The sequence below is a fragment of the Thermosynechococcus sp. genome, assembly GCF_025999095.1.
Classification (GTDB): domain Bacteria; phylum Cyanobacteriota; class Cyanobacteriia; order Thermosynechococcales; family Thermosynechococcaceae; genus Thermosynechococcus.
Map to the genome: position 1 here is coordinate 2,408,784 of NZ_AP024678.1, position 21,592 is coordinate 2,430,375.

The following is a 21,592-nucleotide window of genomic DNA, read 5'->3' on the forward strand; positions in this document are numbered from 1 at the left end:
ACTGCTTATTAGGCTAAGGGGCAAACGTAAAGATGAGATAATCCTTGGCTCAAGATTGGGTTAAGGTTTTGTTGTCAAGGCAGAAATCGCTTCCAACAGGCCCCGTGCTTTGTTGAGGGTTTCTTCGTATTCCCGCTGCGGATCGGAGTCGGCAACAATCCCAGCACCCGCTTGCACATGAATTAGATGTTGATGGTCCGTCAGGGGTTGCACCACCATTGTGCGAATGGCGATCGCTGTATTGAGTTGCCCTTCAAAGTCATAGTAACCATAGGCACCGGAGTAGGGGCCACGGCGGCAGCCCTCCAATTCATAGATAATTTCCATGGCACGAATTTTGGGGGCACCACTGACGGTTCCGGCGGGGAAACAGGCTTGGAGTAAGTCCCATGCCGTTTTATCAGGCAATAGTTCACCCACCACATTACTGACAATGTGCATAACATGGGAATAGCGCTCAATCACCATAAACGCTTCAACGCTGACACTCCCCTGACGACACACGCGCCCCAAATCATTGCGCCCCAAATCAACGAGCATGACGTGTTCGGCCACTTCTTTGGTATCGGCAAGGAGTTCGGCGGCTAGCCGCTGATCTTCGGTGTAGGTGTGCCCCCGCTGGCGAGTGCCAGCAATAGGACGCACAGTAGCAAGGACAGACCCAGCGTTTTCAGGATGGTGCTCGGCTTTGACCATGACTTCTGGACTAGAGCCAATGATCTGCCACGTGCCAAATTGAAAGTAGGCCATGTAGGGGGAAGGGTTAATCAGGCGCAAGGAGCGATAGAGGGCAAAGGGATCGCCGCTGTAGGTGGCACTCAGGCGTTGGGAAAGAACGACTTGGAAAATATCCCCTGCTCGAATGTAGTCCTTAGCGCGCTCCACATTGGCACGGAAGGCTTTGGGGGTAATGTTGCTAGTGTAACTGGGGGTCTGGCGACTGGGTTGCCAATGGAGTTGGGTGGCCTCAGGGGGAATACGGGTTTGCAGTTTGCACACAAGCCGCTCTAGGCGATCGCGCGCGTGAGTATAGGCCGTTTTCAAGTCCGTCTCACGGGTATCGGCATAGACCACGGCCCAGATTTTTCGCTTCACTTGATCAAAAATCAGGATTTGATCCACCTGCATCCACACCCCATCAGGCAAATCCGCTTCTGTGGCAGGGTGAATGGGAACCCGTGGCTCAATCCACTGAATCAGTTCATAGCCCCAAAAACCAAAAAGACCACCAATGCCCCCCGGCAATTGCGGTAGCTTCACAGGCTGATAGGGGGCAAGGCAATTGGCCAAAATGGTGAAGGGATTGCCCGTAAACCTGGTGATTGACCCATCGCGATGGGTTTGGGTGGTTTGGTTGCCGCGGGTTTCCAGTACCCACAGTGGATCACAACTAAGGAGACTGTAGCGGGCCAGTTGTTCACCTCCCTCGACGGACTCCAGCAAAAAGTTGTAGGGGCGATCGCGACAGACCCGATACCAAGCCGACACAGGTGTATCCATATCCGCCACCCACTCCTGATAGATGGGGATGAAGTTACCCTGTTCGGCAAGTTGACAAAAAGTCTGAAAATCGGGGTACATGGTCGCGGGTGTGCAAACTCTCTTATTTTCTCCCTAAAGGGGAGCAACAGCAATCTCGACGCCAAGGGTTAGGTGCTTCTGGGGGGGCACGTGTAGTAGATCCACCCCCGTATTCAACGCATGGCGGGGGGCGGTCCAAGGTTCTAGACAGTAGTAGGGTTTGCCCTGAACGGTCCAAAAGACGAGGGTTGTAAACACTGTATCGTAGCGCAGCGTCAGGCAGTACTGTTGTTGCAGGTCACAGACACGAGCCACTTGACCCATGAGCGGGCGACAGGCCAAATCGAGTTCTGCTGCACTCCAGTCAAACATGCCGCTAAAGGTGAGGGGTTGCTGGTTTTTTTGATCCACCATGGCGTGGATCGGCAAGTCAAACTGCAATTGGTGCTTGTCAGCAACGGCAAAGTAGGGATGCAAGCCAAAGCTAAAGGGCAAGGGGGTGTCACCGGGGTTAGCCACCTCAAGGGCGATCGCCAAGGCAGCAGCAGTAAGGGTATAGGTCAAGGTCAGATGAAAGGCAAAGGGATAGACTTGGCGCGTGGCTGGGGTATCGTGCAATCCCAGTTTCAAGACCTGTTGCTGCTGCTGCAGCACCTGCCATGGCAAGTCCCGGGCAAAGCCGTGCTGTTTGAGGTGATAGGCTTGGCCCCTGTAGTGAAATGTATCCTCGGGCAAATTGCCACAAATAGGAAAAAGGAGGGGAATACCGCCGCGCACGCTTAACTGCGGGTTGGCAAAGCGCTCCCGATCTAAGTACAGCAGCTCATGACCTTGCCACTGCCAGCGAGTGATGAGGCCACCGCGCTCTGGGATCACCTCAACGCGAGTACGTTCGGCATGGAGAGTATAGGGCATTACCATGGCTGGACAGTCGGCTTGCTTCTTAGGATACACCCGCGACTACGCTAGAATAGCGGCAATGCCCTTGGAGGGAAACCAATGTCCCTAAGATTTGCCCTAAACTCCACCCTACGTTTTTGGTTCAGTGTGTTGCTGCTGACTTGGTTCCTGGGGCTACTGGGGCTAGGCTGGTTAGTGCAATCCTTTCTGGTGCTGTTTTTAATCTTAATGTTGACTCCTATGCTCCTTTTTGCCGGCTTGCAACTTTGGTTGCGCTGGAAGTTGGTGGCGGCGGCTTGTCCAGTGTGTGGCTTTGAATTCAGCAGTTTGAATAATACCCAAACCCAATGCCCTGCCTGTGGCGAAATGCTGATGGTGCGCGATCGCCAGTTCCACCGATTGGCTCCCCCTGGCACCATTGACGTGGAGGCGGTGGAAGTGGTCAACCCTGTGATTGAGGACTAGCCACAGTGGTATGATTAGCCCAAGATTGTCTGTCGCTGGCAGCATGACCGATGCGACAGTCCCTTGCTAAAATGATACGATTTGCCATGCATGGGTTACGGGGTACTCTATGCGACAACTTAACTTTTTGATGATATTTGTCATTGGTTTGGGCTTAGTTCTCTTTAGTATTCAAAATACCGATCCAGTTAGTATTAAGTTTTTTGAAGGGAAGGTCATTCAGGCGCCACTGTGCGTTGAACTTATTGTTGCTATGGGGGCGGGTGCCCTCTTTGCCTGGGTCTTTAACGTTTGGGTACAGCTACAGCGCACCTTTACCATTCGGGTGGAAATGGAAGCCCGCGATGAACAAATTGCCCACCTTGAGCAGGATGTGGAACGCTATAAAGCTGCCCTTGAGGAGCAACAACGCCTCTTGCCCAGTGTCAGCAGTGCCTCGACGGAAAAGTAGCCTAGAGCCTTGAAAATTGGTTAGGCTAAAAGATGATTAGCCTTTGTTATTTTGTGTTAACTCGGCGTGTCCTATGGCTGTATCTCTGGCTGTTGAAAAGAAAAAGTTAAAAAATCCACCCCTCCAGCTGCATTATTTGGGCGATCGCGTGCTGCGTCAACCCGCCAAACGGGTCAGTAAAGTAGATGACAGTACCCGCGATATTGTGCGGAAAATGTTACAAACCATGTATAGTGCCGATGGCATTGGTTTGGCGGCACCGCAGGTAGGCATCAATAAGCAAATTCTCGTCATCGATATTCATCCCGATGACCCTAAAGCGGAGCCATTGGTAATGATTAACCCGGTCATTAAGGACTTCAGTGAAGAACTGGAGGTTTGTCAAGAGGGCTGCCTAAGTATTCCTGGGGTATACCTAGAGGTGCGTCGTCCGGCCATGGTGGAGGTGTCCTACAAAGATGAGTGGGGTCGTCCCCAAGTGATCATGGCGGGTGGGCTGCTTGCCCGGGCGATCCAGCATGAAATTGATCACTTAACGGGGGTAATGTTTGTCGATCGCGTGGAAAACCAAGCCTTGCTGCACCATGAACTCAAGGAGCATGGGTTTACCGCCAGTGCTGTGCGTCCCATTGCTGCTTAACCCTTGAGGAGCATTGTCTGTGGCCAAGAGTTATCTATACCTACTGGGGGCCTGTGTGGCCGCGATCGCCACTGTGGGTTCCATTTTTGAACTGAGCTCTGGGGAAGCCCAGTTGGGAACTGTGCCCACCACCGTGATTTTGCTCCTCAGTGCGCCCCTTGGTGTAGTGGCCTTTGTAACAGCGGTGCGCCTTGCCCGTGCCAGCGATCGCCCCTGATGGATTGGAATTGGCTATGACACTTACCTACCCTGAGGACCTGCAATATCTCGACAGCCATGAGTACCTGCGCCTTGAGGGCGACACGGCCACCCTCGGCGTTAGTGCCTTTGCTGTGGATCAACTGGGGGATATTGTCTTTGTCGAGTTGCCTGCCGTTGGCGATGCCCTAGAACCCGGCGAACGCTTTGGCACGATTGAATCGGTCAAGGCCGTTGAGGATCTCTATGCGCCCCTTGGGGGAACCGTCATCGCCGTCAATCAAGCCGTTATTGACAACCCCGCCCAAATTGCTGCAGATCCCTATGGTGAGGGGTGGTTGGTGAAGGTGCGAGTCAGTACCCCCCCTACGGGACTCCTCTCAGCGGCGGATTATCGTGCCCGAGTGGAAGGAACTTAGGTGCTAACCAACGCCTTGCAAGTCCTTGTGGATGGACTGACCACAGGGAGTGTTTATGCCATCTTTGCCCTCGGCTACACCCTTGTCTTCTCGATTTTGGGCATTATCAACTTTGCCCACGGCGCTGTTTTTGCCATTGGTGCTTATCTCACCTATGCCCTCTTGGGAGGACGCTTTGGCTTTAATGGCCTGTTGGCCAATGGGCAGCTTCCCGTTGCCTTACCCTTTGCTGCGGCCTTAGCTTTGAGTGCCCTTAGCTGTGGACTGTTGGGGGTTGCCATTGATTGGGTTGTCTTTCGACCGTTGCGGCAGCAGCGCACCGATACCCTCTTGACGGTGGTGGCCAGTCTTGGAGCTGCTGTTTTCCTCACCAACCTGATCCAGTATTTAGTGGGTGCCGAAGTCTACACCTATCCCGATCAACGCTGGGGGGGATTGCCCCTTACCCTGCGATGGGGGGACATCACCCTGCGCACTAGCCAATTTATTATCTTTGCCGTGGCGGTGGTTTTGATGATTGCCCTGACCTATTGGGTAAAGGGAACGCGCATGGGCAAAGCCCTGCAGGCGGTGGCTGAAAATCCGATGGCAGCAACATTGCTAGGCATTGATAGCGATCGCGTTATTCAAGTAGCATTTTTTGTTAGCAGTGCTTTGGCTGCGGTTGCTGGCACCCTGATTGCCTTGAGTGTTGGGATTACAGGGCCACAGTTTGGAGTGATCTTTGGCCTCAAGGGGTTAGCAGTGATTGTTCTGGGGGGCCTCGGCAACCTCCCAGGAACAATGCTGGCCGGCTTTTTGCTGGGATTGGTGGAGGCAATGGTGCCTGCGGCTGCTTCGGGGTTTCGCGATGCTGCTGCCTTTGCAATCCTCTTTCTGGTGCTGCTTGTGCGCCCCCAAGGGCTATTGGGTCAGCCCCCGGTTGAAAAAGTCTAAGGCGCTTCAATCACTAATTCACTGCTGTAGCCAGCTCCGTGCCAGTGGCGGCCACTAATTCCACCTTTAAACTGACGCCAAATTGGCTTTCAAAGGGTTCCTTTTTGTAGTTGACACTCCAAATTTCCAACTCACAGCGATCGCTAGGATCTGCCGGATGGATCTGCAGACAAAACTGGCGCTGCGGAGCGCGCCACTCACAGGTCATGTGATCCACGGCCCCAATTTGGCGCCGATCCAAGGCCGAAGCCAGCCGTAGAATGGCACTGAGTTCCTCGACCATTTGCCGTTCTCGCCGTCCCATCAATTGGCGGAAGTTTTCATGCTTTTTCTTGGGGGGGCTTTTGCGGTGATAGCGACAGAGGTTGGCAATGATTTCAATTTCCGTATCAGTGTAGCCGAGTAAGCCGCCGTGGCGCACCAGGTAGTAGGAATGTTTGTGGTGGGCGGAATGGCTGACGTAGTGGCCGGCATTGTGGAGAATTGCCGCTGCCCAGAGGAGTTCCCGCTCTGCTTCGGTCCAGTTGTGGAGAATTCCCTGGGTGCGATCAAACAGCGTTAGGGCAAAATTGGCCACCCGTTCACTGCTGGCCAGATTGACGTGGAATTTTTGCGCCAAACTGTAGGTACTGCGCTGACGCACCGAGCTTTGATAGCGCAGGCGGTCTTCAATCAGGCCGTGGGTCAGCATCCAGTCCACAATGATGCCTTCCCGCAGGGCGCGATCGCAGGTGATCAGGCTGCTTTGGCCCAGCATCTCCATGGCCTCAGCGAGAATTACTGCCCCTGCAACAATAATTTCCGCTCGCCGCTCCGACATCCCCAAGAGTTGACAGCGTTGGTTAAAGTTTAGCCGCCGCAATTTGGCCAGGAGCGCTTTCAAGTCCTCAAGGGTGAGTTCATAGCCCCGTAGAGAGGGGGGGCAAGTACCAAGGCGATCGCAGGTGTGAATCATCATCAGGCTTTCAATGGTGCCTGAGGTACCCACCAATTGCGGTTTTTCATGGGGGCCGAGTTGCTGCCGCAGGTCTTCCACGGCGCGATCCAACATTCCCCGCACATAGGCTCGCAGGGCTGCGTAATCTTGATCGCTAATGGGATCGCTTTTAACAAATAAATCCGTCAGGCGTACTGCCCCCACTTTGGTACTGCTGAGGTAGCGGGGTTCATGGCCATCGCCAAGAATTAACTCCGTGGAGCCACCCCCAATGTCTATGATGATGTGGGGCTTGCCGTTGAATTCTAGCCCCGAGAGTACCCCCAAGTAGATGCGCCGCGCTTCCTCTTCACCGGAAATGAGATCAATGGTCAGGCCGGTCTCTTTTTTGACCCGCTCTAAAAACTCGCGACCATTGGGGGCTTCGCGCACGGCACTCGTGGCCACGCCAATCATTTCCTCCGCCTTGAGGCCCGTGGCCAACTCGCGACAGCGGCGCAGGGTGGCGATCGCCCGCTGCATGGCCTCTTCCGTCAGTTGGCCGGTCATTTGGCAGCGTTCCCCCAGGCGCACCATATCCTTTTCGGCAGCAATGATTTTGAAACTGGGTAAGCTGGGCTGAATTTGCACCACCACCATGTGAATGGAGTTTGTCCCGACATCAATTGCCGCCAGAATGCGATCGCTGCGGTTCACCGGTCGCCACAGGTGGAGATGTTGTTCAGCCGTCATTGGACTTGTCATTAAGGGGACAAACATCCCCTATGGTACCCCAACCCCAAACCTTTTCAGGGGGATGAAACAGACTCAAACCATGAAAGCCAAGACGGTATCTCCTATTTCATAAAAGGGCTGTATTTCCTGTTAAATGATCCTTGATTTTGGCGGCAATCCGTGAGCCTAAATAGTCCGGAATAACGCTGCCATTGGGGCCCAGCAGATAGAGCAACAGCCGCACCCGCCCCTGCCAAAGCATAAAGTTGATATTGACCACCAGCAATTCCTCTTGCCAAAGGGCGTGCATGACCTTATAGAGCAGTGCCGGATGATTTGCAGACTCCACCAAGAGTGCCGGCAGATGAAAGACCTGATCCTGATAGAAACTGGTGGTCACTTGCGGCAGGCCTTCGTTGAGGTTAAACTCCATGGCCAGCATTTCCTCAACCGCAAACTCACCACTGAGGGTCTGTTGGAGGGCACGGCGCACGCTTTCACTGCGCTTTTTGGTCAGGGGTTTGCCCTGCTCTGAGAGCACAAGTTTGACAAAGACCAGTAGCGGTGGTCGCACATGGCCATAGAGCGAGACATTGTGAATCGTCAGCTTGTAGGCGGCCATCACCCCAAAGAGATCACTCAGAAGATAAGAGTGATTGCGGTGGGCAAAGTGGAGAATGGAGCGATCGCCCTCGGGGACGATTTGAATCACCGCCTGATTTGTCCGATGAATTTGAAAGCCCAACTTCAGGTTTTGCAGTTGGACGTCCCGACCCACAAATTGCTCATAAAAGTCTGGAAAGGAGCGATTGAATCGCTTCAGGACATCAGGGTTACGCAGTTGAAAATCGGAAACCATGGGTGAGAGTCGCTATACTATAGCCTAGGCCGGGTTACACTTGGTCGTTTCCCCATCTCCAGCATACTTGCATGAGCTTCTGGAAATCGCTGTTCAATTCGCAACCGACTGCCAGCGCTACCACGACGTCCCCTAGTTTAGGTTCTCCGGTAGAGCGGGACAATGGCAGCGAAAGCAAAATTATTTTTAGCAAAGAAAAAGACATTGATGTCTATGAACTAGAAGAACTTTGTGATGCTGTCGGCTGGTCCCGCCGTCCGATTCGTAAGGTGAAAAAAGCAATTCAGCACAGCTTTTTGGTGATCTCGATGTGGGAGCAGCGGGGTGCCTATCGTCGCCTGATTGGCTTTTCCCGTGCCACCTCTGACCATGCCTTCAATGCCACAATTTGGGATGTAGTGGTGCATCCAGAATTTCAGGGGCGCGGTCTGGGCAAGGAGCTAATGCGGCAGATTATCAAAGAACTGCGCAGCGAGGACATCAGCAACATTACCCTCTTTGCCGATCCCCATGTGGTGGACTTTTACCGTCAATTGGGTTTTCGCCCCGATCCGGAGGGGATTAAGGGAATGTTTTGGTACCCCAATTCCCGCTAGGCTCGATAATCAATAACGTAGCTGAATGATCCTTTGCCATGAGCCAAACACCCCTCGTCACTGAGGCTGAGATTGCTGCCGAAGGTCTCAAGCCCCAAGAATACACCGAAATTGTCCGCCGCCTTGGTCGCCATCCCAACCGCGCGGAATTGGGCATGTTTGGTGTGATGTGGTCAGAGCATTGCTGCTACAAAAACTCGCGTCCCCTGCTGAAGCAGTTTCCTACCCAAGGGCCACGGGTCCTTGTCGGTCCCGGTGAGAATGCTGGTGTTGTGGACTTAGGGGATGGCTTGCGCCTTGCCTTTAAGATTGAGTCCCACAACCATCCCTCGGCCATTGAGCCCTTTCAGGGAGCAGCGACGGGAGTGGGGGGAATTCTGCGGGATATTTTTACGATGGGGGCACGTCCCATTGCCCTGCTGAACGCCCTGCGCTTTGGTGATCTTAAGGAAGCAAAAACCCAACAATTGGTGAAAGGAGTCGTGGCGGGTATTGCCCACTATGGCAACTGTGTCGGCGTGCCCACAGTGGGGGGGGAGGTCTATTTTGACCCCTGCTATACCGGTAACCCCTTGGTGAATGCCATGGCCCTGGGTCTTATGGAAACCCCAGAGATTGTTAAATCGGCAGCCAGTGGCATTGGCAATCCCGTCCTTTACGTTGGCTCCACCACGGGGCGGGATGGCATCGGGGGAGCCAGTTTTGCCAGCGCCGAGCTGACGGATGAGTCAATGGGCGATCGCCCCGCTGTTCAAGTGGGGGATCCCTTCATGGAAAAATGCCTTATTGAAGCCTGTCTGGAGGCCTTTCAAACTGGAGCCGTTGTGGCCGCCCAAGATATGGGGGCAGCAGGATTGACCTGCTCGACCTCGGAAATGGCTGCCAAAGGCGGGGTGGGCATTGAACTGGACTTGGACAAGGTGCCTGTGCGCGAACAGGGGATGGTGCCCTACGAGTTTCTGCTCTCGGAATCCCAAGAACGGATGCTGTTTGTGGTGGTGCAAGGGCGGGAAGCAGAACTGATTGAGATTTTCCATCGTTGGGGCTTGCAGGCGGTGGTGGTGGGGCGTGTTATTGCTGAACCGGTGGTGCGGGTGCTTTACCGTGGCGCGGTGGCCGCCGAGGTGCCTGCCCGTGCCCTGGCGGAAGATACACCAATCTATGAACGCGAGTGCCCCGATGAGCCACCAGCCTATGTCCAACAGGCGCGGCAATGGTCGGTGGATCAATTACCGCTACCGGCGCGATCGCCCGCGGAGATTTTGCTCACGCTCCTTGCTACCCCCAGTATTGCCTCTAAAGCCTGGGTCTATCGTCAGTATGATCACGAAGTCCAAAACAATACCTTGATCTTCCCCGGCGATGCGGATGCAGCCGTGATTCGCCTGCGGGGTACGCCAAAAGGAATTGCTGCGACCGTGGATTGCCCCAGCCGCTATGTGTATCTAGATCCCTACGAAGGGGGCAAAGCAGCCGTTGCCGAAGCCGCTCGCAATCTCAGTTGTGTCGGGGCAGAGCCTCTGGCCATCACCGATAACCTCAACTTTGGTAGTCCAGAAACAGCCGTGGGTTACTGGCAGTTGGCCCATGCCTGCCGCGGCCTTGCCGAGGCTTGTCGGGCCCTACAAACGCCGGTCATAGGGGGGAATGTCTCCCTCTACAACGAAACCATTGATAGGAATGGGCAGCCACAGCCCATTTATCCGACCCCTGTGGTGGGGATGGTGGGGTTGATTGCCGACCTGCAGCGGGTTGTCGGTCAGGGCTGGCGATCGCCCGGGGATGTCATCTACCTACTGGGGTTGCCTCTGACGACGCCTTTGAGTGATCCGCGCCTGAGCCTAGGCGGGTCAGAATACCTGGCCCAGATTCATGGCCTGGTGGCCGGTCGTCCGCCTCAGATTGATTTAGACCTAGAGCAGCGCGTGCAGGCAGTGTGTCGCTATGGCATTCAGCAGAAGTGGATTGCCAGTGCCCACGATCTCAGTGAAGGTGGTTTGGCTGTGGCCTTGGCAGAAAGCTGCCTCAGCGGCCAGCGGGGGGCGAAGATTCAATTACCAGCGGGCACCTATCCCCGCTGGGATGTGCTGCTATTTGCTGAAGGGGGGGCGCGAATTCTGGTTTCGGTGCCACCGACGGAACAGACAGCCTGGGAGACCTATGTGCAGGCGCAATTGCCCAATGCTTGGACACGCTTAGGGGCTGTTGATGGTGAACAGACAGAACTGTGTATTGACACCTGTGACAATTCTCTGCTTATCAAGGTTACGATAAAGGAGTTAGCTCTTGCGTGGCGATCGCCCCTGCCGAAATATTTGGACTAAATGACAGAACAACAATTTGCTGATAAGCCGGAAGAAGCCTGTGGTGTCTTTGGGGTCTATGCCCCCGGGGCGGATGTGGCTCGCCTCGCCTACTTTGGTCTCTATGCCCTGCAACATCGAGGTCAGGAATCGGCTGGAATTGCCACATTTGCTGGAGACACCGTCCACTGTTACAAGGATATGGGCTTGGTGTCCCAAGTCTTTGATGAAGAGATTCTTGGACGGCTGGTGGGAGATTTGGCTGTCGGCCACAACCGCTACTCAACCACAGGTTCCAGTCGCATTGTCAACGCCCAACCAGTGGTAGTGGAAACTCGCCTAGGACCTTTGGCCTTAGCCCACAACGGCAACTTGGTGAATACCTACGCCCTGCGGGAACAGGTGCTGGCCTGTGATGCACCTACGGCGGTGTTGGCGAGTACAACAGATTCTGAACTCATTGCCTGGGCGATCGCCCAAGCGGTGGCCACTGGCCAATCCTGGTCAGAGGGGATGATCACGGCGGCTCAACAGTGCCAAGGGGCTTTTAGTCTCGTGATGGGTACCCCAGCGGGATTGTTTGGACTGCGGGATGCCCACGGCATTCGTCCCTTAGTGATTGGTCGCCTGATGACAGAAGGGACGGCCCATTATGTGCTTGCTTCGGAAACCTGCGCCCTTGATATTATTGGTGCCGACTATGTGCGGGATGTGGAGCCCGGGGAACTCGTCCACATTACTCCTGAAGGGATTGGCAGTATGCAATGGGCAGAGTCCCAACGGAAGCTGTGTATCTTTGAGATGATTTACTTTGCCCGTCCTGATAGTGTCATGCAGCAGGAGAGCCTCTATAGCTACCGGCAGCGCTTGGGGTACCAGTTGGGTCGCGAAGCCCCCGCCGAGGCCGACGTGGTGATCGCTGTGCCTGATTCTGGTGTGCCAGCGGCCATTGGCTTTTCCCAGGCGACGGGGGTACCCTACGCCGAAGGCTTGATTAAAAATCGCTACGTGGGGCGCACCTTTATTCAGCCCACCCAGTCGATGCGGGAGTCGGGAATTCGCATGAAGCTGAATCCGCTGCGGGATGTGCTGATGGGACAGCGGGTGGTGATTGTCGATGACTCGATTGTGCGGGGCACCACTAGCCGCAAAATTGTCAAAGCACTGCGGGATGCCGGTGCCGTGGAAGTCCACATGCGTATTTCTTCGCCCCCTGTCACTCACCCCTGCTTCTATGGCATTGACACCGATACTCAAGATCAACTGATTGCCGCCACCAAGTCTGTGCCTGAGATTGCCGCTCAGATTGGCGTGGATTCCCTGAGTTACCTCAGTTGGCAGGGGATGATTGCCGCCACCTACGATACGGGCGATCGCTTCTGTTCCGCCTGCTTTACCGGCAAGTACCCCATTCGCATCCCCGAGTCAGTGAAACGGCAAAAGTTGGTGCTTGAGCAACTTCCCCAATGAGTCTGGACTACGGCTACTGGCCTTCCATCCTTTCTGCAGCGGAAGTTAGTGCTGCTGCCACCAGTATCAGTGAATTGCGCGCCACTCCCCTTGGTCTGGTGTGGTTAGAGCGGCGCCCTCAAGAAAAGGGGCGCGGGGTGTTGGTGCGTCAAGGGCAAGAACTTTTGGCTGCCCCCTGGAGTGCGCGATCGCGAGTGAATGAGTATGGCGGCGGCGCCTACTGGTGCCATAACGATCAGATTTACTTTGTCAACGATGCCGATCAGGGGATCTATGCCCTTGGGGAACCCCACCCTACGTTAATCTACCAAGCTGCCAATACTCGCTTTGCCGATGGCTGTGTTGATCCTTGGCGCGATCGCCTGCTGTGTGTCGAAGAAATGCTGCTTCCAGACGGTAGCTCACAGCAGTCCCTTGTGGCTATTTCCCTATCGGGGGAACGGATTTCCCTGATCACTGGGGCTGGTTTCTATGCTGCACCCCGCTTGAGTCCAGACGGTAAGACCCTTGTCTGGCTGCAATGGTCAGCACCACAGATGCCCTGGGATGGCTGTGAACTGTGGGGCGCCATGGTCAGTAGTGACGGTTCCCTGGCTACCCCCTACCGCATTGCCGGCGGCCCTGAGGAATCTGTCCAACAACCCCAATGGCAGGGAAAGACCCTTTACTACATCAGCGATCGCTCTGGCTGGTGGAATCTCTATCGTTACTGTGATGGCCACCATGACCCCGTTTGGCAAGCCAGTTATGATGCCGGGGTGCCCCTGTGGGTGTTTGGCCAGTCCACCTATGCCCTGGTGAATCCAGAGACTGCGGTGCTGACCTATAGCGATCGCGGCCTGTGGCGGCTGGCAGTGGTTTCCCTAGGAACGGGTCAATGGCAAACTGTGCCGACGGATGATACCGAGATTCACTCCCTGGTGCGGCTGAGCGATCGCACCGTTGCCTTTGTTGGCAGTTCGCCCCTGTTGCCTCCCCATATTGTGCAGTTCAATCTTGAGGACGGCACCACAACACCGCTTCAGCCCATTGCTGCTCCCCTGCCGCCTGAGTGGATTTCTCAGCCCGAGCTGATTGCATTTCCCACCACTGAGGGGGCCACCGCCTACGGCTTTTTCTATCCGCCCCAAAATCCGCAGGTGCAACCCCCCACCAATACCCGACCGCCCTTAATTGTCAGAAGTCACGGGGGGCCGACGGCCGCCAGTGGCACCGGTTTAGATCTGCGCCTCCAGTTTTGGACCAGTCGCGGCTTTGCGGTGTTAGATGTCAACTATCGTGGCAGTACCGGCTATGGTCGCGCCTATCGCAATGCCCTGCGGGGACGGTGGGGAGTGGTGGATGTGGCCGACTGTGTTGCAGGGGCGCAGTATTTGGTGAGCCAAGGACGAGTGGCGGGCGATCGCTTGGCGATTCGTGGCAGTAGTGCCGGCGGCTATACCACCCTTTGTGCCCTGACATTTACGCGGGTCTTCCATGGGGGGGCAAGTTACTATGGCATTGGTGATCTCCTGAGCCTGCTCAAGGAAACCCATGCCTTTGAGGCCCATTATTTTGATCAACTGATTGCCCCCTATCCCGAAGGGGCAGACCTCTACCGCCAGCGATCGCCCCTCTACCATGCAGATTGCCTCACCTGCCCAGTGATTTTCTTTCAGGGACTGAAGGATGTCGTGGTTCCCCCCAGCCAAGCGGAACAGATGGTGGCTGCCCTTCAGGCCAAGGGCATTCCCGTCGAGTATTACACCTTTGCCGACGAGGGACACGGCTTCCGCCAAAGTAGCACGATCGCCACCGCCCTTGAGGCAGAGTTGAGGTTTTACCAAAGGCATCTACTTAAGGGTTAGATAACAATGTTTACTGGCATTATTCAGGCCATTGGTGTGCTCCAGCAACGCTCCGAATCCCAGTTGGTGATTACTGCAACCGATGCCCCGTTCCTTGGGGATGTGGCCCTTGGCGATAGTATTGCTGTTGAGGGTGTCTGCCTCACAGTGGAAACCTTCGATGCCACCGGGTTTACGGTCAGCGTCTCTCCGGAAACCCTACAACGCACTACATTGGCGGCCAAAGCGGCAGCGGGAGCAAGGGTGAATCTAGAACCTGCTCTGCGCGTCGGGGATAAGGTGGGGGGACATTTTGTTACTGGTCATGTGGATGGTGTCGGCACCGTACTGGCGATCGCTCCCACAGGCAGCAGTTGGGAATTTACATTCTCCGCCCCTGAAACGGTGGCAGCGTACATTATCCCCAAAGGCAGTATTGCCATCAATGGCATTAGCCTCACTATTGCCCATTGCAATGAAAAAGGGGATGAATTCAGCATTGCTGTCATCCCCCATACCTATGCAGAAACGACGCTGCAATTTCTCAGGGTTGGGGATGGTGTGAACCTAGAGGCAGATCTGCTGGGCAAATATGCCCGCAAGTTCCTCCAGCCGCAGAATTCCTCAACCGCCGTGGAAATTGATCTCGCATTTCTCCAAGCCCATGGCTACGCCTAGGGACATTATTTTTTCTTCTTGTTTGTGCGAGACTTGCCACCGGATTTTTTGGTAGCGGCACCAAACCCCTTGCTTTCAGCCCCAGGGTCCGCTCCTGGCTCAGATGCTGGTGCTGGGGTTGGCTCTTCAGTGGTCACTGCCGCTGCTGGTTCAGGTGCGCTCACTTCAGGTGGGGCAGTTTCAGCCACTTGTGCAGCTGCTTCGGCAGTTTTTGCAGCAGCACTCATGGCTTGGGTTTGGGCAGCTACTTCTTCAGCCAGGTTAGTTTCTTGCTTCTCGATCCCCTCACCGAGGACAAAGCGTTGGAAGCGGCGAATCTGGATATTTTCGCCCAGTTCGGCAATGTGCTCTTTCACCAACTCTTCAACAGTCTTGGACTGATCGCGGATAAAAGGCTGGTAGAGCAAACAGAGTTCTTTGAGGGTTTTTTCCAGCTTGCCAGCAACAATTTTTTCTTGGACTTCTGGGGGTTTCCCTTTCAAGGCATCGGAACCAAGGGCAATCTGGCGTTCTTTCTCCTTGTACTCGGCGGGAATATCGTCTAGGGAAACAAATTCCACATTGGGGCAAGCAGCAATTTGCTTGGCAATATCTTGGACCAGGGTTTTAAATTTCTCGTTACGAGCGACAAAGTCAGTTTCGCAGTTCACCTCCACCAGTACCCCAATGCGCCCGCCGGTGTGAATGTAGCTATCCACCAGACCTTCAGTGGTTACACGCCCGGCCTTTTTACCCGCAGAGGCTAGACCCTTTTGCCGCAACCAAGCGATGGCGGCTTCCATATCGCCATTGGACTCCTGCAAGGCTTTCTTGCAGTCCATCATGCCGGCACCGGTTTTGTCCCGCAGTTCTTTGACTAGTTTGGCTGAAATCTCTGCCATGATCGGTTCCTCAAGGATTAAGCGTCAGAGTCATCTGGAATATCTAGAGCTTCGGCATCGCCATCGTCGCTGGCGGTCATCCCATCGTCGTCCTCCTCAGCGAGATCCGCTTCGGGTTCCTCCAACTGACCATGGCGGCCTTCGTAAATGGCATCGGCCAGTTTGCCCACAATCAGCTTAATCGAACGGATGGCATCATCATTAGCGGGGATGGGAATATCCACTTGGGTGGGGTCACAGTTGGTATCTAGCAGTGCCACGATAGGAATTCCTAATTTGTGACATTCGGCAACGGCGTTGTACTCCCGCTTGACATCCACAATAATCGCGACATCGGGCAGCCGCCGCATTTGTTTGATCCCACCAAGGTATTTTTGGAGGCGTGCCAGTTCTCGCCGCAGGGCTGAGGCCTCCTGTTTGGGCCGCAGATCAATGAGGCCGTTTTCCTCCATGCTTTCTAATTCCTTGAGGCGATCGACACGGGTTTTGATGGTACTCCAGTTGGTGAGCATTCCCCCCAGCCAGCGCTGGTTGACGTAGTAGCTGCCGCAGCGGAGCGCTTCCTGTTCGACAATGCCGGCGGCTTGACGCTTGGTACCGATAAACAAAAAGCGCTTGCCTTTTTCAGCAGCGTTGCGGATGTAGTTGTAGGCTTCATCCACCAATTGAGCGGTTTGCACGAGGTCAATGATGTGCACCCCATTGCGAACTGTGAAGATGTAGGGTGCCATCCGGGGGTTCCAGCGGCGGGCTTGGTGGCCAAAATGAACCCCTGCCTCCAGCATTTGGGCAAGGCTAAGAACTGCCATTGAGTTGTACTCCTATGGGTTAAACAACCATCCGTCCATGATCCGGTGAGGACACCCAAGGGGACGAATGTGAAAGATTTGCAGATTTACTATTATAGCCAATAGTCAAGGTCTTTGGAAAGCCCAATCCACAGTGATTTGGTAGCGTTGTGATCTTGACGCTCGGGGGTGGCCAACCTATTCTGAAACATTTAAGACGGCTGGATGGTGCTTAAGCTTGGATATTTCCCGCTTGCGATCGCAATGGCAACAAATTCACGGTGATGAAACCTCTGAAGCCGTTATTGAGGAGCACTTCGTCCGACCGCTCTTGAGTGTGTTGGGGTTTAGCGATCGCGATTGCCTCTCTTCTTTTGATACAGGTATGGGCATTGCCGATGTAGCCGCGCGGTTTCGCCGCGAGAATCAGCCTCCCTTTTCGCAGACTCAAGTTGACCCCGATTTAATTGTCGAGATTAAAACCCCTGCCCGTCGCTCGCGCAATACCCCCAGTCAAACTGTGGCCTTGAACCTTGAGAATGGTTCTGCCCATCATAGCCGCGCCCTGCAACAACTGCGCCAACTTCTCAGGGGACGCCATTGCCAAGGAACCGCTTGGGGGTTGATCACCAATGCCCGCCATCTCCAGCTTTTTCAACGCCATGGCCACTTGGTCTATCCAGCCACGCCCAACTATGAACTGACGGGCGATCGCCTCGAGAGCATTATCGAGGACTTCAAAACCTGCTTGCGATCGCGCCCCCGTGCCACCACCCTCTCCATCTACAATCACAAAGGGGGCGTGGGCAAAACCACCACCACGATTAACTTGGGAGCCACCCTTGCTGTGGCGGATGCGGCCGTTTTACTTGTTGACTGTGACCCGCGGGGGGATCTCAGCCGCGCTCTTGAGCTGACCGCCACAAATGCAACCCTTGCGGCTTGTCTGCAAAATCCTGATAAGCCGATTACAGCCGCGATTTGCCCCTTTGACTTGCGCCTTCGCGCCAGTAGCAGTATTAAATCTGCCCATATTTTTGATGTCATTCCCGCTGGGCCACAACTGCAAAGCATCCTCATTCAGGCAATGCAAACCCAAAATCCACCCATTACCCGCCTGCGGGAACTCCTCGCCCCCTTGCGCGATCGCTACGACTACATTCTCATTGACTGCCCCAGTGCTTGGCTTTTTTTAAGTAAAAGCGCCGTATATGCCAGTGACGCCGTTTTGATTCCCACCCGCCACACCGATCTCTCCTCCCTCAACAATGCGGCTCAGGTGATTCACCAATTTCTCTTTCATGAAATCCACACCTTGCGCCGTGAAGGGGGTCCCCTTCCTTTACCCATTTTCTTTAATGGTGCTCCCTTTAATCGTGCTCCGACAACCGATAGGGCAATCGCTGTTGCCCAGGCAGAAATTGAACGGATTCTCCAGAAACTCCCCCACCTCACCCCCTACTTTTGGCCCCAGTATCAAGCCAGTGACACAAGTGTATTTGCCATTCCTGAATATGCCATCATTGCCCGTGCCGCCTTTGCCCGCGTTCCTGCTGTCTTCAAAGATAAGCGCGTCCTAGGCTTCTATCAGGCACTCGTGCAGACCTATCTTCGCCCCTTAGCGTCTGCCGATGACCTCTCCTAACAGACAACCTTCCTAACAGGATTTATAAAAATCTGAAAACAGAAATTGCTTGCTCCCCCTAAAATGACATTCCCCCCTGAGCAGCAGCCATGATCGAGCCTGTCACCCAATCCTAAATCACTGAGGTGCTGGACACCGTGAGGGCAATGCAGCCGCAACGGGCAGAACTCACCCTTGCAGTGAAGGTAGAGCAAGCGGAAATTCGTAAAACGTTCAACCTCGTAGAGGCAAAACTTCTATAGAGGCCAAAATGAAGGGCAGGACGGGACGGCGACTACCTTGTTCGTCTCTTTGCTGACGGTCTGAGTATGTGTTTGCGTTGCGGGCAAAGACACAAGGCTGCAAAACTACGGTAATCTTATAGACAAACGAGAGTATTACTGGCAGTGCTATGGGCATCACCATTGAAAATGTTTCGAAGGCCTTTGGCTCCTTTCAAGCGGTCAAGCAAGTGGATTTGGATATTGCCAGTGGCTCCTTGGTGGCACTGTTGGGGCCTTCGGGTTCTGGTAAATCAACCTTACTGCGACTAATTGCGGGCCTAGAGATGCCCGACACTGGACGGATTCTCCTCACGGGTAAGGATGCCACCTATCAAAGTGTCCAAGAGCGCAATATTGGCTTTGTCTTTCAGCACTATGCCCTTTTTAAGCACATGACCGTGCGCCAAAATATCGCCTTTGGCCTAGAGCTGCGCAGGGTGCCCCGTGCCAAGATTAAGGCCCGCGTCGAGGAACTATTAGAGTTGGTGCAGTTATCAGGTTTGGGCGATCGCTACCCCTCTCAGCTCTCCGGCGGACAACGCCAGCGGGTGGCTCTGGCCCGTGCCCTTGCTGTAGAACCTAAGGTGCTGTTGCTAGATGAACCGTTTGCTGCCCTCGATGCCAAGGTGCGCAAGGAACTGCGAGCATGGCTGCGCCGCCTCCACGACGATGTCCATGTGACAACGGTCTTCGTGACCCACGACCAAGAGGAAGCCATGGAAGTTGCGGATCAAATTGTCGTCATGAACAAAGGGCAAGTGGAGCAGGTGGGCACCCCGGCTGAAATCTACGACCATCCCGCCAGCCCTTTTGTGATGAGCTTTATTGGCCCTGTCAATGTCTTGCGCTCCCGCGTCTTCCAGCAAACCCAAGACACGGCTCCCCACTGCGATATTTTTCTGCGCCCGCGCGACATCATTATTGAAACCAGTCCCAACGGCAACACCGTCTCAGCTCGCATTCACCGCATCATCCACTTGGGCTGGGAAATTCAGGTGGAACTGCGCCTAGACGATGGGCAGGAATTGATGGCACACCTATCGCGAGAGCGATTTGACGAGCTGCACCTTGAACCCCAACAACAGGTCTTCATTAAGCCACGGGAGGCAAAGTCCTTTCCCCTTTACTACAGTATTTAGGCAGAAAAAAAATCTGTTCATCCCTTGAACAAAGGGCACTCGACTTGTTATGCTAACAAAGCGATGCAATGGGGTGTCGCCAAGCGGTAAGGCAGCGGGTTTTGGTCCCGCCATTCGGGGGTTCGAATCCTCCCGCCCCAGTTAGGTTTTAGAAATCAATGGCACAAATATTCCCCTCATTGCTGGCCTTAGATTTTGATGGCGTTCTCTGTAACGGCCTGCGGGAATATTTTCAAACCAGTTGGCGAGTCTATCAGCAGGTGTGGCCTGAGCAGCCCCTTGGGATTTCCCTAGAGAAACTAGAAAGGCAATTTGGTCAATTGCGCGCTGTGATTACGGTGGGGTGGGAGATGCCGCTGCTGTTGCGGGCAATTGTTGAAGGTACCCCTGCTCAAGAGATTCTCCAAGATTGGCCAAAGGTGTGCGATCGCCTGCTGGCTACCTATCATCTCACTGCCGCTGATTTAGGAGCACGAGTGGACGGCCTGCGCGATCGCTGGATTGAAACGGACTGGCAAAGCTGGTTAGCGCTCCATAACTTTTATGACGGTGTCATAGCCGCTGTGCAACACTGGCAGGCCCAAGGGCAAGCCCTCGCCATTGTCACCACCAAGGAGCAGCGCTTTGTCACCTACTTGCTGGAGCAGGCGGGCCTCTCTTTTCCCTCGGAGGCCATCTATGGCAAAGAGCAACAGCAGCCAAAACCTGTGATTCTTCAGGCGCTGCAGTCAACCTATGGCGCGCCCCTGTGGTTTGTTGAGGATCGCCTTGGGGCACTACTACAGGTTGCAGCGACATCGGAACTCGCGGAAACAAAACTCTTTTTGGCCACCTGGGGCTATACCACCGCGGGCGATCGCGCCCAGGCTGAAGCACATCCGCGCATCCATCTCCTCAGCCTAGAACAATTTTGCCAATTTCCCCACTGGCTGTCCGCCTAACCCCTTGTCTTTCAGGGTAGTTTTCTCTATACTGAAAAAGCTGTGAAACAGCGCGGGTCGCTAGCTCAGCGGTAGAGCACTCGGCTTTTAACCGATTGGTCTTGGGTTCGAATCCCAGGCGACCCACTAAAGCTAACTCTCTAGCAGACGGCGGAGTTCTGCCATATCGTCATCAATAGATTTACTTTGAGACGATGCACTGGTGCGTGGTGCGTCCTGCACTTCAGGAGCAGAGATATTGATATTGATATTCAATTGACTGCTGCCAGTGGCGGTCTGGGGTAGCGTCCCCGCAGAGGGGGCATCAGGCAACAGACCCATTTGCCGCTTCATTTCCAGCAGCTCAAATTCCACGTCCTGCTTGTTAGCACTGCTTTGGAGGGCTTCGAATTTACTTTCGAGCGTATCGCCACTCAGTTCAGCAATAGCTTGGGAGCGAGCCTCCATTTGGAGCACTTTATCTTCCATGCGTTCAAATGCCGCCATTGCATTGGAGGTGCCCACCTTGCTGACCGCTTGATGAATCTGTTCGGAGGCTTTGGCTGCACGAACCCGTGCCTTAAGCATTTCCTTCTTCGTTTTGGCCTCAGAAATTTTGCTTTCAAGGGCCGTCAAGTTGTCCTTGAGGGTTTTCACTTGAGCAGCCATTTGATCCACCTGGGCTTTGAGGGCAATAGCGGTATCTGCGGCAGTTTTCTTGCGGTTCAAGGCTTCGAGAGCCAGGGCTTCATCTCCTCTACTGAGGGCAAGCCGTGCCCGCTCTTCCCACTGCTGGGCATCCTTAAGATTTTGGGTGTACTGTTGTTCGAGTCGTTTTTGAGCGGCAATGGCCTGAGCAACCGCTTGGCGTAACTTCACCAAGTCGGCATTCATATCAATAATCGTTTGCTCGAGAATTTTTTCCGGATCTTCGGCAGCACTGACTAGGGCATTGAGGTTAGAGCGAATGACCATGCCCACACGATCAAGTAAACCCATGGTTCGCCTCGTCAATAACTCGTTGACTCTACTCTAACGCATGC

The 21,592-nt window shown here is 54.4% G+C and carries 21 protein-coding genes and 2 tRNA genes; 16 read left to right on the top strand and 7 right to left on the bottom strand.

Annotation, left to right across the window (positions count from 1 at the left end; translation table 11 throughout):
- Nucleotides 1-60 precede the first annotated feature (60 nt).
- Together trpE and Q0W94_RS11790 are read right to left on the bottom strand one after the other, a co-directional pair.
- A complete protein-coding gene (gene trpE, locus Q0W94_RS11785) occupies nt 61-1,581 on the bottom strand; it encodes an anthranilate synthase component I (RefSeq protein ID WP_297759466.1) in 1,521 nt (506 codons plus the stop codon).
- Between the two features lie 33 nt (nt 1,582-1,614).
- Nucleotides 1,615-2,442 carry an aldose epimerase gene (locus Q0W94_RS11790; protein ID WP_297759468.1) on the bottom strand — a complete coding sequence of 276 codons (828 nt, stop codon included), beginning with the start codon at nt 2,440-2,442 and terminating at the stop codon, nt 1,615-1,617.
- Between the two features lie 78 nt (nt 2,443-2,520).
- Here Q0W94_RS11790 and Q0W94_RS11795 point away from each other — a divergent pair, with 78 nt between their 5' ends.
- From Q0W94_RS11795 to Q0W94_RS11820, 6 genes are all read left to right on the top strand, one after another.
- Nucleotides 2,521-2,886, top strand: a complete 366-nt coding sequence (locus Q0W94_RS11795) for a hypothetical protein (RefSeq protein WP_297759470.1) — start codon at nt 2,521-2,523, stop codon at nt 2,884-2,886.
- Nucleotides 2,887-2,995: 109 nt separating this feature from the next.
- Nucleotides 2,996-3,337: a LapA family protein gene (locus tag Q0W94_RS11800; protein WP_297759472.1), complete on the top strand. Its 342-nt coding sequence runs from the start codon at nt 2,996-2,998 to the stop codon at nt 3,335-3,337.
- A gap of 73 nt (nt 3,338-3,410) precedes the next feature.
- Entirely contained in the window at nt 3,411-3,977 is a 567-nt protein-coding gene (def, locus tag Q0W94_RS11805; protein ID WP_297759473.1) for a peptide deformylase, read from the top strand.
- Between the two features lie 19 nt (nt 3,978-3,996).
- Entirely contained in the window at nt 3,997-4,194 is a 198-nt protein-coding gene (locus Q0W94_RS11810; protein WP_297759475.1) for a hypothetical protein, read from the top strand.
- Nucleotides 4,195-4,210: 16 nt separating this feature from the next.
- The gene (gene gcvH / locus Q0W94_RS11815; protein ID WP_297759477.1) at nt 4,211-4,594 is read left to right on the top strand and encodes a glycine cleavage system protein GcvH; all 384 of its coding nucleotides are present in this window, start codon (nt 4,211-4,213) and stop codon (nt 4,592-4,594) included.
- Nucleotides 4,595-5,530, top strand: coding sequence for a branched-chain amino acid ABC transporter permease (locus Q0W94_RS11820; RefSeq protein ID WP_297759479.1), 936 nt, complete (start codon nt 4,595-4,597; stop codon nt 5,528-5,530). It abuts the gene before it with no gap.
- A gap of 13 nt (nt 5,531-5,543) precedes the next feature.
- Here Q0W94_RS11820 and Q0W94_RS11825 read toward each other — a convergent pair whose 3' ends face one another.
- Both Q0W94_RS11825 and Q0W94_RS11830 read right to left on the bottom strand, forming a co-directional pair.
- A complete protein-coding gene (locus Q0W94_RS11825) occupies nt 5,544-7,211 on the bottom strand; it encodes a Ppx/GppA phosphatase family protein (RefSeq protein ID WP_297759481.1) in 1,668 nt (555 codons plus the stop codon).
- A gap of 97 nt (nt 7,212-7,308) precedes the next feature.
- Complete coding sequence (locus Q0W94_RS11830) at nt 7,309-8,040, bottom strand: hypothetical protein (protein WP_297759483.1); 732 nt, start codon at nt 8,038-8,040, stop codon at nt 7,309-7,311.
- A gap of 71 nt (nt 8,041-8,111) precedes the next feature.
- Between Q0W94_RS11830 and Q0W94_RS11835 the strand changes: the two genes are divergently transcribed.
- From Q0W94_RS11835 to Q0W94_RS11855, 5 genes are read left to right on the top strand one after another with little or no spacing between them, the layout of a single operon-like run.
- Complete coding sequence (locus Q0W94_RS11835) at nt 8,112-8,636, top strand: GNAT family N-acetyltransferase (protein ID WP_011057519.1); 525 nt, start codon at nt 8,112-8,114, stop codon at nt 8,634-8,636.
- Nucleotides 8,637-8,674: 38 nt separating this feature from the next.
- A complete protein-coding gene (purL, locus tag Q0W94_RS11840; protein ID WP_297759486.1) occupies nt 8,675-10,960 on the top strand; it encodes a phosphoribosylformylglycinamidine synthase subunit PurL in 2,286 nt (761 codons plus the stop codon).
- Nucleotides 10,961-12,409, top strand: a complete 1,449-nt coding sequence (gene purF, locus Q0W94_RS11845; protein ID WP_297759488.1) for an amidophosphoribosyltransferase — start codon at nt 10,961-10,963, stop codon at nt 12,407-12,409.
- Nucleotides 12,406-14,256 carry a S9 family peptidase gene (locus Q0W94_RS11850; protein ID WP_297759490.1) on the top strand — a complete coding sequence of 617 codons (1,851 nt, stop codon included), beginning with the start codon at nt 12,406-12,408 and terminating at the stop codon, nt 14,254-14,256. The genes purF and Q0W94_RS11850 overlap by 4 nt, the downstream gene beginning before the upstream one ends.
- 6 nt (nt 14,257-14,262) lie before the next feature.
- On the top strand, nt 14,263-14,913 hold the full coding sequence (locus tag Q0W94_RS11855) for a riboflavin synthase (protein WP_297759491.1): 651 nt from the start codon (nt 14,263-14,265) through the stop codon (nt 14,911-14,913).
- A gap of 5 nt (nt 14,914-14,918) precedes the next feature.
- Here the strand turns inward: Q0W94_RS11855 and tsf are convergent, their stop codons facing one another.
- Nucleotides 14,919-15,794, bottom strand: a complete 876-nt coding sequence (gene tsf / locus Q0W94_RS11860; RefSeq protein WP_297759494.1) for a translation elongation factor Ts — start codon at nt 15,792-15,794, stop codon at nt 14,919-14,921.
- Nucleotides 15,795-15,811: 17 nt separating this feature from the next.
- Complete coding sequence (gene rpsB / locus Q0W94_RS11865; RefSeq protein WP_297759496.1) at nt 15,812-16,603, bottom strand: 30S ribosomal protein S2; 792 nt, start codon at nt 16,601-16,603, stop codon at nt 15,812-15,814.
- 217 nt (nt 16,604-16,820) lie between these two features.
- On the opposite strand from rpsB, the gene Q0W94_RS11870 reads away from it, so the two are divergent.
- The 5 genes from Q0W94_RS11870 to Q0W94_RS11890 all read left to right on the top strand — a co-directional run bounded on the left by Q0W94_RS11870 (nt 16,821) and on the right by Q0W94_RS11890 (nt 20,696).
- On the top strand, nt 16,821-18,227 hold the full coding sequence (locus tag Q0W94_RS11870; protein ID WP_297759498.1) for a ParA family protein: 1,407 nt from the start codon (nt 16,821-16,823) through the stop codon (nt 18,225-18,227).
- Between the two features lie 391 nt (nt 18,228-18,618).
- Nucleotides 18,619-19,629 (top strand): sulfate/molybdate ABC transporter ATP-binding protein, encoded by a 1,011-nt coding sequence (locus Q0W94_RS11875; RefSeq protein WP_297759500.1) that lies wholly within the window; start codon nt 18,619-18,621, stop codon nt 19,627-19,629.
- A gap of 69 nt (nt 19,630-19,698) precedes the next feature.
- Nucleotides 19,699-19,770 (top strand) — tRNA-Gln (locus Q0W94_RS11880).
- A gap of 17 nt (nt 19,771-19,787) precedes the next feature.
- Nucleotides 19,788-20,570 carry an HAD family hydrolase gene (locus Q0W94_RS11885; RefSeq protein WP_297759502.1) on the top strand — a complete coding sequence of 261 codons (783 nt, stop codon included), beginning with the start codon at nt 19,788-19,790 and terminating at the stop codon, nt 20,568-20,570.
- Between the two features lie 54 nt (nt 20,571-20,624).
- Nucleotides 20,625-20,696: transfer RNA gene (locus Q0W94_RS11890), tRNA-Lys, on the top strand.
- A 6-nt stretch (nt 20,697-20,702) separates the two neighbouring features.
- Here Q0W94_RS11890 and Q0W94_RS11895 read toward each other — a convergent pair.
- The gene (locus Q0W94_RS11895; protein WP_297759504.1) at nt 20,703-21,548 is read right to left on the bottom strand and encodes a PspA/IM30 family protein; all 846 of its coding nucleotides are present in this window, start codon (nt 21,546-21,548) and stop codon (nt 20,703-20,705) included.
- Nucleotides 21,549-21,592: the final 44 nt, after the last annotated feature.

What these genes read in the sequence shown, in the direction of transcription:
- trpE (WP_297759466.1), bottom strand. Translation starts at nt 1,581, where the DNA reads ATGTACCCCGATTTTCAGACTTTTTGTCAACTTGCCGAACAGGGTAAC.
- Q0W94_RS11790 (WP_297759468.1), bottom strand. Translation starts at nt 2,442, where the DNA reads ATGGTAATGCCCTATACTCTCCATGCCGAACGTACTCGCGTTGAGGTG.
- Q0W94_RS11795 (WP_297759470.1), top strand. Translation starts at nt 2,521, where the DNA reads ATGTCCCTAAGATTTGCCCTAAACTCCACCCTACGTTTTTGGTTCAGT.
- Q0W94_RS11800 (WP_297759472.1), top strand. Translation starts at nt 2,996, where the DNA reads ATGCGACAACTTAACTTTTTGATGATATTTGTCATTGGTTTGGGCTTA.
- def (WP_297759473.1), top strand. Translation starts at nt 3,411, where the DNA reads ATGGCTGTATCTCTGGCTGTTGAAAAGAAAAAGTTAAAAAATCCACCC.
- gcvH (WP_297759477.1), top strand. Translation starts at nt 4,211, where the DNA reads ATGACACTTACCTACCCTGAGGACCTGCAATATCTCGACAGCCATGAG.
- Q0W94_RS11825 (WP_297759481.1), bottom strand. Translation starts at nt 7,211, where the DNA reads ATGACAAGTCCAATGACGGCTGAACAACATCTCCACCTGTGGCGACCG.
- Q0W94_RS11830 (WP_297759483.1), bottom strand. Translation starts at nt 8,040, where the DNA reads ATGGTTTCCGATTTTCAACTGCGTAACCCTGATGTCCTGAAGCGATTC.
- Q0W94_RS11835 (WP_011057519.1), top strand. Translation starts at nt 8,112, where the DNA reads ATGAGCTTCTGGAAATCGCTGTTCAATTCGCAACCGACTGCCAGCGCT.
- purL (WP_297759486.1), top strand. Translation starts at nt 8,675, where the DNA reads ATGAGCCAAACACCCCTCGTCACTGAGGCTGAGATTGCTGCCGAAGGT.
- purF (WP_297759488.1), top strand. Translation starts at nt 10,961, where the DNA reads ATGACAGAACAACAATTTGCTGATAAGCCGGAAGAAGCCTGTGGTGTC.
- Q0W94_RS11850 (WP_297759490.1), top strand. Translation starts at nt 12,406, where the DNA reads ATGAGTCTGGACTACGGCTACTGGCCTTCCATCCTTTCTGCAGCGGAA.
- Q0W94_RS11855 (WP_297759491.1), top strand. Translation starts at nt 14,263, where the DNA reads ATGTTTACTGGCATTATTCAGGCCATTGGTGTGCTCCAGCAACGCTCC.
- tsf (WP_297759494.1), bottom strand. Translation starts at nt 15,794, where the DNA reads ATGGCAGAGATTTCAGCCAAACTAGTCAAAGAACTGCGGGACAAAACC.
- rpsB (WP_297759496.1), bottom strand. Translation starts at nt 16,603, where the DNA reads ATGGCAGTTCTTAGCCTTGCCCAAATGCTGGAGGCAGGGGTTCATTTT.
- Q0W94_RS11875 (WP_297759500.1), top strand. Translation starts at nt 18,619, where the DNA reads ATGGGCATCACCATTGAAAATGTTTCGAAGGCCTTTGGCTCCTTTCAA.
- Q0W94_RS11885 (WP_297759502.1), top strand. Translation starts at nt 19,788, where the DNA reads ATGGCACAAATATTCCCCTCATTGCTGGCCTTAGATTTTGATGGCGTT.
- Q0W94_RS11895 (WP_297759504.1), bottom strand. Translation starts at nt 21,548, where the DNA reads ATGGGTTTACTTGATCGTGTGGGCATGGTCATTCGCTCTAACCTCAAT.